Annotated in this window: 7 protein-coding genes, 1 rRNA gene and 1 pseudogene; 6 read left to right on the top strand and 3 right to left on the bottom strand. The window is 70.0% G+C overall.

What is annotated here, in order from left to right; genetic code table 11:
- Nucleotides 1–516: 516 nt before the first annotated feature.
- The 6 genes from AB0O21_RS21890 to AB0O21_RS21915 all read left to right on the top strand — a co-directional run bounded on the left by AB0O21_RS21890 (nucleotide 517) and on the right by AB0O21_RS21915 (nucleotide 7,491).
- Nucleotides 517–825, top strand: a complete 309-nt coding sequence (locus AB0O21_RS21890; protein ID WP_008742356.1) for a hypothetical protein — start codon at nucleotides 517–519, stop codon at nucleotides 823–825.
- A 105-nt stretch (nucleotides 826–930) separates the two neighbouring features.
- Complete coding sequence (locus AB0O21_RS21895) at nucleotides 931–1,737, top strand: hypothetical protein (RefSeq protein WP_365172875.1); 807 nt, start codon at nucleotides 931–933, stop codon at nucleotides 1,735–1,737.
- Nucleotides 1,727–3,049, top strand: a complete 1,323-nt coding sequence (locus AB0O21_RS21900; protein ID WP_365172876.1) for a hypothetical protein — start codon at nucleotides 1,727–1,729, stop codon at nucleotides 3,047–3,049. The genes AB0O21_RS21895 and AB0O21_RS21900 overlap by 11 nt, the downstream gene beginning before the upstream one ends.
- Nucleotides 3,046–4,605 carry an SCO6880 family protein gene (locus tag AB0O21_RS21905; RefSeq protein WP_365172878.1) on the top strand — a complete coding sequence of 520 codons (1,560 nt, stop codon included), beginning with the start codon at nucleotides 3,046–3,048 and terminating at the stop codon, nucleotides 4,603–4,605. Before AB0O21_RS21900 ends, AB0O21_RS21905 begins: the two co-directional genes overlap by 4 nt.
- 19 nt (nucleotides 4,606–4,624) lie before the next feature.
- Nucleotides 4,625–6,040: an ATP-binding protein gene (locus tag AB0O21_RS21910; RefSeq protein WP_365172879.1), complete on the top strand. Its 1,416-nt coding sequence runs from the start codon at nucleotides 4,625–4,627 to the stop codon at nucleotides 6,038–6,040.
- Between the two features lie 2 nt (nucleotides 6,041–6,042).
- Nucleotides 6,043–7,491: a type VI secretion protein gene (locus AB0O21_RS21915; RefSeq protein ID WP_365172880.1), complete on the top strand. Its 1,449-nt coding sequence runs from the start codon at nucleotides 6,043–6,045 to the stop codon at nucleotides 7,489–7,491.
- 38 nt (nucleotides 7,492–7,529) lie between these two features.
- Here the strand turns inward: AB0O21_RS21915 and AB0O21_RS21920 are convergent.
- The 3 genes and pseudogenes from AB0O21_RS21920 to rrf form a co-directional block, all read right to left on the bottom strand.
- Nucleotides 7,530–7,925: pseudogene (locus AB0O21_RS21920) on the bottom strand (GNAT family N-acetyltransferase); the annotation flags it as partial.
- 67 nt (nucleotides 7,926–7,992) lie between these two features.
- Nucleotides 7,993–8,550 carry a GNAT family N-acetyltransferase gene (locus AB0O21_RS21925; RefSeq protein ID WP_365172882.1) on the bottom strand — a complete coding sequence of 186 codons (558 nt, stop codon included), beginning with the start codon at nucleotides 8,548–8,550 and terminating at the stop codon, nucleotides 7,993–7,995.
- Nucleotides 8,551–8,637: 87 nt separating this feature from the next.
- A 5S ribosomal RNA gene (rrf, locus tag AB0O21_RS21930) occupies nucleotides 8,638–8,754 on the bottom strand.
- Nucleotides 8,755–8,888 lie beyond the last annotated feature (134 nt).

Here is an 8,888-nt window from a genome sequence, read left to right on the forward strand (position 1 = left end):
GCCGCCGGCGCGGCAACACCCGTGAGCGCGAGCGCCAACGGCACCGCCAGACCACCGACCAGCCACCGACCCCGACCCGCCCTGATTCCCGAACCCATCCGCCCGCTCCTCGCGCCCTCATGCCATCTCTCGTCGAACCGAACGACGGGAGCATCACCCGCAATAGCGCGTACGGATGGAATGACTGACGGAATGTCGGACATATGTCAGCGAGACGGCCCAACGACACGCCCCCGCACTGCGCCGAACGGCGGCCCCTCACCCCACCCCCCGCACGGCGGGACGACGATCATTGCCCGACGTCACCCCCCGTGATACACAGAGTGACCACACGCACATTCGCATACCCGCCACCCGTGCCCAGGTCAGAGCGCACGGTCGGGTCACAGGCCGAGATGTCGGGTAAAGAGAGCCGTCAAGTCGACGACGACGGCAGTTTCATCAGCGAAGATAGTGAGTGACCCCTGCCGTCGGGCACGGGCTACCGGAACTACCCATACAGGGGCGGTGAGTTACATGATCCTGGCAGCCGAAAAGGGCGACATCACCACCATCATCGGCGGAATCGCCCCGAACTGGGGGCCGTTCGGCAGTCTCGGCAACGAAGCGAAGGTCATGATCGAAGTGGTCATGGCCGTGGCGATCCTCCTCTGCCTCGGCATCGCCATCTGGGGCGCCGCCAAGCAGCGCATCGGCGCGACCGCGCTGCGCGACACGTTCAGCGCGGAACAGGGCAAGGGCCTGATCGTGGCCGGCCTCACGGGCGTCTTCATCATCGGCTCCCTCGGCACGCTCTTCACGATCGTCTACGGCATGGCCGTATAACCGCCGCTGCCGGCCGCCGCGGCGGTACCTGATGAGGACTCACCACACCGCGCCTGCGCGGAAACCAGCGCTACCGTCGTACGACGCGGAGGGGGCCGACACGGCATGAGCAACGACGACCAGTACGGCGGCACGGGCCAGACCCGCACCCGCCTCCCGGACTCCCCCACCGACCCGTACGGCCCCGCCCGCCGCACCCCCCGCCCCTCCCGCAGCCTCATCACGGTGGTCGGCGTGGTGGTCCTCCTGATCGCCGCCATCGCGTTCGCGAACCAGGCCCCCGACACCTCCGAAAACAAACCCGCGGACACCCCCCCAGCCACCACATCCACTGCCGCCACGGGCACCAGCCCCGTTACCGGCAAGGCCGCCGGCATCCCCCGCGGCTTCGCCCACGACGAACAGGGCGCCCAGTCCGCGGCCGCCAACTACACGGTGGCCCTGGGCTCCGACGGCATGCTGAAGAAGGACGTCCGGCACGCCCTCATGGACGGCATCTACACGGCAGAAGCGGCATCCCAGCGGAAGGGGACGCAGGACGCTGCGTACTCTCCCGCCTTCCTCGCCACGTTGGGCCTCGACCCGAACGGGAAGCCCCCGCAGGGCAGCACGTTCGTCACGCGCGCCGTACCGGTCGGCACCCGCGTCGAGAGCTACAGCCCCACCACCGCAAAGGTGGCGGTCTGGTACACGGGCCTGGTCGGGATGTCGGGCGCCAAGTCCACCACCCCTGTCCGGACCACCTGGAAGACTTGGACGTTCGAGCTGTCCTGGAATGGGACGGACTGGAAGGTCAACTCCGACACCCAGCAGGACGGCCCCGCACCCGTACCGGGCGACGTCGCCGCCTCCCCGTCCGACGACATCAGCAAGGCCGTCCAGGAGTTCGGAGGGTTCACCTATGCCCGGTAGCCGCCACCTCCGCATTGCCGGAGTCCTGGCCGCCGTTCAGCCGACTGCGGTCCTGCTGTCCGCCCGGGCCTTCGCCGCGCCGTCACCAACACCGACTCCGTCGGGCTCGCCCAGCAAGGACAACCGCTGCGAAGGGGTCATCGGGCCCCTCAAGGAGGACTGCGAGCGCCAGGTCGGCGGCAACCCCAGCCCGGGAGCCGGTACCGGGCTCTCCCCAAACAGCCCCACGGACGCCCTCAACCCCCTCGCCAGCCTCGCGAAGGGCTGCGCCGACGCCGCCTCCTGGATCGTCACCAAACTCAGCGAAGCGGTAAACGGCAGCGCCAACGTCGACTTCACCAACCCCGCCTTCCTCAAGCAGTACTCGGTGGTCTTCGCCGCCTCCACCATCCTCACCCTCGTCCTCTGGCTCTTCGCCGTCGCCAAACGAGCCGTCCGCGGCGTCCCCCTCAGCACCGCCCTCTCCGAAGCCATCGGCTTCCTCTGGCTCACGGTCCTCGCCTCCGCCTTCACCCCCCTCATCCTCTACACCGTCGTCTCCGCCACCGACGGCGTCACCGAGGTCATCGCCTCCGCCACCGGCAGCCAGACCGACGTGTTCTTCGGCTCCTTCTCCGAGGCCCTCAAGAAGGGCGACGACATCGGCGGCGGCCCGATCATGCTGATCGTCGTCTCCCTCGTCACCGTCCTCGCCGCCGGCATCCTCTTCCTGGAACTCTTCATCCGGGCCGCCCTCCTCTACGTGGGCGCCCTCCTCGGCGTCGTCGTCTACTCCGGCCTCGTCGACCGCAACCTCTGGGGCCACGTCCGCCGCTGGGCCGGCATCATGATCGCCGTCATCCTCGTGAAGCCGGTCATCGTCATCGTCCTCGGCCTCGCCGGCGCCCTGACCGGCGAGAAGGGCCCCAACGCCTTCTCCGCCGTCGTCACCGGCCTCTCCATCATCCTCCTGGCGATCTTCGCCTCCGCGATGATCTACCGCTTCGTCCCCGGCTTCGGCGACGAGATCGCCTCCGCCCGCGCGGGCCGCAGCAAGGCCACCGACGGCGCCCAGGCGGCCGCCGTCATCAGCTCCCCGGCCTCCCTCGTCTCCCAGGGCATCAAGACCCACAGCAGCCGCGGCGCCCACCGCGGCGGCGACGGCGGCGCGGGCGGCACGCCCCGCCCCGCCAACCCCATCTCCGGAGGCGTGGCCGCCCACAGCAGCCGCCCCACCTCCGGCGGCGGAGCCGGCGGCGGATCTGTCCCCTCCGCCGCACCCCCGCCCCGCACAGGTTCGAGTACGAGGAACACAGGAGGTGACGGGCGTTGACGACCCAGTCCCACCAGCTGCACCCGGTCGCGCCCCGCCGCACGTATCTCATCGGCCGGGCCCGGCCGAACGCGATCGTCGGCAAGAACCGCGAGACCGGCGAGATCGCCCTGATCATCGCGGGGGCGTTCCTCGGCATGATGAGCGGACTGCTCGTCCCCGACCTCACCCTGCGCATCGTCAGCCTCGCCGGCTTCCCGATGCTCGCGCTCTCCGCCGTGTACGTCCCCTACCGCGGCCGCACCTTCTACAGGTGGTTCGAGATCAACCGCAGCTACAAGCGCACCCTCCGCCGCGGTACGACCTACCGCTCGAAGGCCATGGAGGCCGGCACCCGCGCCGCCGACGGCCGCGAGGTCGAGGTCGGCCCGCCCCCCGGCATCGGCCGCATCAGCTGGCTCGCCGCCCCCTTCGGCCCCGACGAGATCGCCGTCCTCCTCCACGCGGACCGCCGCACCGTCACCGCCGCCATCGAGATCGAGGGCCCCGGCGTCGGCCTGCGCGACAGCGAGGACCAGGAAGCCCTCGTCGACCGCTTCGGCACCCTCCTCAAGCACGTCGCCAACGGAGACGGCTTCGTCACCCGCCTCCAGATGCTCGCCCGCACCCTCCCCGCCGACCCCGACGCCCACGCCAAGGACGTCGCCCAGCGCGGCGACACCAACGCCCCCGGCTGGCTGCGCGACTCGTACGACCAGCTCCAGTCGATGGTGTCCACTTCCTCCGAGCAGCACCGCGCCTACCTCGTCGCCTGCATGCACTACTCGCGCGAACTCGCCGCCGAGGCCCACACCATCGCCCGCGCCGGCTCCCCCAAGGGCCGCAAGCTCGACCGCGACTCCGGCCTCGCCATCGTCATGGCCCGCGAACTCACCGACATCTGCGCCCGCCTCGCCGAGGCCGACATCCGCGTCCGCCAGCCCCTGGGCCAGGGCCGCCTCTCCTCCCTCGTGCACTCCATGTACGACCCGGACCACCCCATCGACCACATCCAGGCCATGACCAAGCGCAACGCCTGGCCCGCCGAACTCGACGCGGTCGAACCCACCTACCTCCAGGCCAAGACCCGCGAGTCCTCGACCCGCGCCCCCTGGTGCCACGCCACCGCCTGGGTCAAGGAATGGCCCATGACCCCGGTCGGCGTGAACTTCCTCGCCCCGCTCCTCGTCCACACCCCCGACGTGATCCGCACCGTCGCCGTCACCATGGACCTGGAGCCCACCGAGATCGCCATCGAGCGCATGCTCACGGAGAAGACGAACGACGAGGCCGACGCCAGCCGCGCCGCCAAGATGAACCGCACCGTCGACCCCCGCGACATCGCCGCCCACGGACGGCTCGACCAGAGGGGTGAAGATCTCGCCAGCGGCGCTGCGGGAGTCAACCTCGTCGGGTACATCACGGTGTCCTCGCGTTCACCCGAAGCCCTCGCCCGCGACAAGCGCACCATCCGCGCCTCCGCCGGCAAGTCCTACCTGAAGCTCGAATGGTGCGACCGCGAGCACCACCGCGCCTTCGTCAACACCTTGCCGTTCGCCACCGGCATCCGACGCTAGCTGGAGGGAAGTGCCGCCCATGCGAGATCCCATGTCCGCGCTGACGGACGCCTTCACCAGCTTCCTCTTCGGCAAGGTCGAAACCACGCGCCTGCCCGTCCGCACCTCCACCGGGCAGGCGCAGGCCGTCTACCTGCCCACCGCCGCCCCCGGACTCGGCGACTCCGGCGTCATCATCGGCCGCGAGGTCTACAGCGGCAAGGGCTACATCTACGACCCCTTCCAGCTCTACGGCCAGCAGCTCCCGGCCCCCCACTGGCTCGTCCTCGGCGAATCCGGCAACGGCAAGTCAGCCCTGGAGAAGACCTACGTCCTGCGCCAGCTCCGCTTCAAGGACCGCCAGGTCGTCGTCCTCGACGCCCAGGGCGAGGACGGCGTAGGCGAGTGGAACCTGATCGCCCAGCAGCTGGGAATAACCCCCATCCGCCTGGACCCGATCGCCGCCAACGACTCCGGGATCCGCCTCAACCCCCTCGACCCGGCCATCACCACCACCGGCCAGCTCGCCCTGCTGCGCACCATCATCGAAGTGGCGATGGGCCACGGCCTCGACGAGCGCGCCGGCTTCGCCCTCAAGGTCGCCCACGCCTACGTCGTCGACACGATCCGTGACCGACAGCCCGTCCTCACCGACATCGTGGAACAACTGCGCCACCCCGAAGCCGAATCGGCCCTCGCGATGAACGTCGACATAGACGATGTCCGCGCCTGGGGCCTCGACGTCGCGCTCGTCCTCGACCGCCTCGTCGACGGCGACCTCCGCGGCATGTTCGACGGCCCCACCACCGTCGGCATCGACCTCGACGCGCCCCTCATCGTCTTCGACCTGTCCCACATCGACCGCAACTCCATCGCCATGCCCATCCTCATGGCGATCGTCGGCGTCTGGCTCGAGCACACCTGGATCCGCCCGGACCGCAAGAAGCGCATCTTCCTCGTCGAAGAGGCCTGGCACATCATCAACAGCCCCTTCGTCGCCCAGCTGTTCCAGCGGCTCCTCAAGTTCGGCCGCCGCCTCGGCCTGTCCTTCGTCGCCGTCGTCCACCACCTCTCCGACGTGGTCGACGGCGCGGCCGCCCGCGAGGCCGCGGCCATCCTCAAGATGGCCTCGACCCGCACGATCTACGCCCAGAAAGCGGACGAGGCCCGCGCCACCGGCCGCGTCCTCGGCCTCCCCCGCTGGGCCGTCGAAATCATCCCCACCCTCACCCCGGGCATCGCCGTCTGGGACGTCAACGGCAACGTCCAGGTGGTCAAACACCTGATCACCGAGGCCGAACGCCCCCTCGTCTACACCGACCGCGCCATGACGGAGTCCTCGGCCCCGGCCCTCCCCGACGACCTGCTGGCCGCCGAACTCGAAGCCGAGGAAAGGGCCCTGTCCATGGAACGCCACCGCAACAACGGCACCGGCTCGGCAACCACGGTGGCCTGACCATGTCCGACCCCAGACGTACGGAGCCCACGGCCCGGGCCGGCGGAATCCCCGACGGAGTCCTGGTCGGCCTCCTGGCCTTCCTCCTCGGCCTCGCCGTCCTGGTCTGGTCGGCCACCGGCCTCGGCGCCCTCTTCGCCAAGGGCGCCTGGCCGGCCACGGTCACCTTCACCCGCACCCCGGGAGCCGTCCGCGCCCTGATAGCGCAGCCCCACGACATTCCGGCAGCCTGGCCGGACACCAACCCGGAGGCCCTGTCCGGCTGGGGCCTGTTCTGGGGCCTGTTCATCAGCCAGCTCCTCGTCCTGCTGGTCCTGACGATCTTCACGATGGGCGTCATCGCCCGTACCAAGGCCCGCCGCACCCGCACCCCGCACCACCCGGAGCCCGCGCCCGCCCCGGACCCCGCCGAGCCCCCGCACACGGAAGCGGCCCCCGCGCCCACCCCGGCCCACACCCCCGCACCAGCGCTCCGCCGGCCGCCCGTGGACGAGGCCTACCGCTACGGCTTCGGCTACGCCCCGGCGGCTACCGCCCGGACCCCCCGCCTCGCCTACGGCGGCCCGGCCGAACGCCACCACCTGGCCGCCCAGGCCATCGCGACGGCCGAAGGCGCGGCCCTGATCGTCACGTCCTCCCCCTCCCTCTGGTCGGACACCAAGGACGCGCGCGCCAAACTCGGCCCGGTCCTCCTCTACGACCCCTCCCACCTGTGCGACACCCCGGCCCGCATGCACTGGAACCCGGCCGAGGGCTGCGCCGACCGCGACACCGCCGCCGCCCGCGCGATCGCCCTGCTGGCCCCAGTACGCCCCCAGGCCCGCATCGACGCCGCACTCGCCCACACCGCGGAAACCCTCCTGCGCAGCTGGCTGCAGGCAGCCGCCCTCGACGAGCGCCCCTTCAAACAGCTCCACCGCTGGACCCAGGGAAACAGCGCCCAGGACGCCGTCCGCATCCTGCGCACCCACCCCCAGGCCGCCCCCGGCGCGGCCGGCGAACTGGAGAGCGCCCTCACCGCCCACCCCGAACGCCGCGAACAGGCCCTCCACCTGACGACCCGCGCCCTCTCCTCCCTCACGTCGATCCACATCCGCGAGGCCTGCAACCCGAACCGAACGGATTCCCTCACGCTGGCTTCGTTCGTGGCCGAAGGGGGCACCCTCTACATGGTGGGCGAATCCCTGGAAGACCCCCGCACCCACCCGGGTGCGATGCCTTTGCACACCGCACTCGCCGCTCACGTGGTCGAGCACGGCCGCCGCATGGCCGCACGGTCATCCCACGGTCGGCTCGACCCACCACTCTCTCTGGTCCTGGAGGACGTGGCAGCCGTAGCCCCGATCCCCCAGCTCCCGGAACTCCTCAACGACGAGACACTCCCCCTCCTCGCCCTCTGCCGCAGCCGCGAACAGGCCCGGTCCCGCTGGCCGGAAGCCTCCCTGCCCTAGCGGAGCACCTGGTCAGCTCAGTCCGAGCAGCATCACGTCAACAGCACCCGCTCGGCCCCGATGCCGTCGAGCAACCCCTCGTGCAGCCGCCGCGCAACACCCCGTCCGCGCCACGGTCCGCGCACGGCGAGCTCCATCAACCCAAAGGTGCGATGCCCGTCCTCGCGCCGCACGTCCTCGGGCACGGGCTCGGTCAACTCGTCCCACCACACCGTGTCGGGCCGCAGCGGGAAGCCGTACGCCATGCCGATCGGCTCGCCCTCCGGGGTCCGGGCCGGCACAGCGCGAAAGCCACGGTTGCCCGCCTGGACGGGGAAGCGGCGAAAGGCAGCGGCGACATCCTCCTCGGTCTCGTTGTACGGAGGTTCCGCGAACGCTTCGGCATAGATCAGCCTGAACGCGGCCACGGCCCGCACCGCGGCCGACCCATCCATGCCCTCGACCACAACGCCCCCTCGCACGCACCACTCCAGGAACCTCATCGGCGGACGAGCCCCTGCGTCACCCCCGCGACAACACGTACTCCACTTCGTTCTTCACCGCTGCGTCCCCCTCCAGAGCCACGATCTGTCCACTGGCCTTGAACCCGTACCGCCGATAGAAGGCCTCGGCCCGCGCGTTGTCCTCGTGCACGAAGAGCCGTACGGCCTCCAGCGCCGGCTCCTCCAGCGACCAGGCCCACTCCACAGCGGCCGAGAACAACTGCTCCGTCAGCCCGATCCCCCGCTGCTCGGGCCGCACGAACACGCCGACGACATGCGCCTGGGTCCGCTCGATCTCCTGACCGAAGATGTCCGTGGTCCCGGCCTCCTCGACGAGCACCGTCACGGACCCGACCCACTCACCGCCGGCCCCTTCGGCAACGAACTGCCTCGCCGCCCTCCCGTGCGAAGCGCCCTGGGCCCGCTCCTGCCAGAACTCATCGGACCGCGCCTCGGCCTCCGCCACGCTCTCCAGAAACGCCACGGGCGCCGCAGGGTCCTTGAGCGCGACAATCCGCAGCTCCTTGAGCTTCGCCCACTCGTCGCCACGTACGGCTCGCACCACGTACTGATCCATAACCCAGGATCCTAATAGGACCCCCAAACGCAGAAAAGCCCCGCACCGAACCCTGAAGGGCTGGTGCGGGGCTTTCCCACAATGATTGTTCGGCGGCGTCCTACTCTCCCACAGGGTCCCCCCTGCAGTACCATCGGCGCTGAAAGGCTTAGCTTCCGGGTTCGGAATGTAACCGGGCGTTTCCCTAACGCTATGACCACCGAAACACTATGAAATTTAGAACATGCTGGTGTATTCACAGCCGTTCGTTATTTCAGAACTAACACAGTGGACGCGAGCAACTGAGGACAAGCCCTCGGCCTATTAGTACCAGTCAGCTTCACCCGTTACCGGGCTTC

This window comes from Streptomyces sp. NPDC091371, from assembly GCF_040684275.1.
In the GTDB taxonomy this organism is placed as follows: domain Bacteria; phylum Actinomycetota; class Actinomycetes; order Streptomycetales; family Streptomycetaceae; genus Streptomyces.

Bases quoted from the DNA above. Each gene is read 5' to 3' on its own strand.
- AB0O21_RS21895 (WP_365172875.1), top strand. From the start codon at position 931: ATGAGCAACGACGACCAGTACGGCGGCACGGGCCAGACCCGCACCCGC.
- AB0O21_RS21910 (WP_365172879.1), top strand. From the start codon at position 4,625: ATGCGAGATCCCATGTCCGCGCTGACGGACGCCTTCACCAGCTTCCTC.
- AB0O21_RS21915 (WP_365172880.1), top strand. From the start codon at position 6,043: ATGTCCGACCCCAGACGTACGGAGCCCACGGCCCGGGCCGGCGGAATC.
- AB0O21_RS21925 (WP_365172882.1), bottom strand. From the start codon at position 8,550: ATGGATCAGTACGTGGTGCGAGCCGTACGTGGCGACGAGTGGGCGAAG.
- AB0O21_RS21900 (WP_365172876.1), top strand. From the start codon at position 1,727: ATGCCCGGTAGCCGCCACCTCCGCATTGCCGGAGTCCTGGCCGCCGTT.
- AB0O21_RS21890 (WP_008742356.1), top strand. From the start codon at position 517: ATGATCCTGGCAGCCGAAAAGGGCGACATCACCACCATCATCGGCGGA.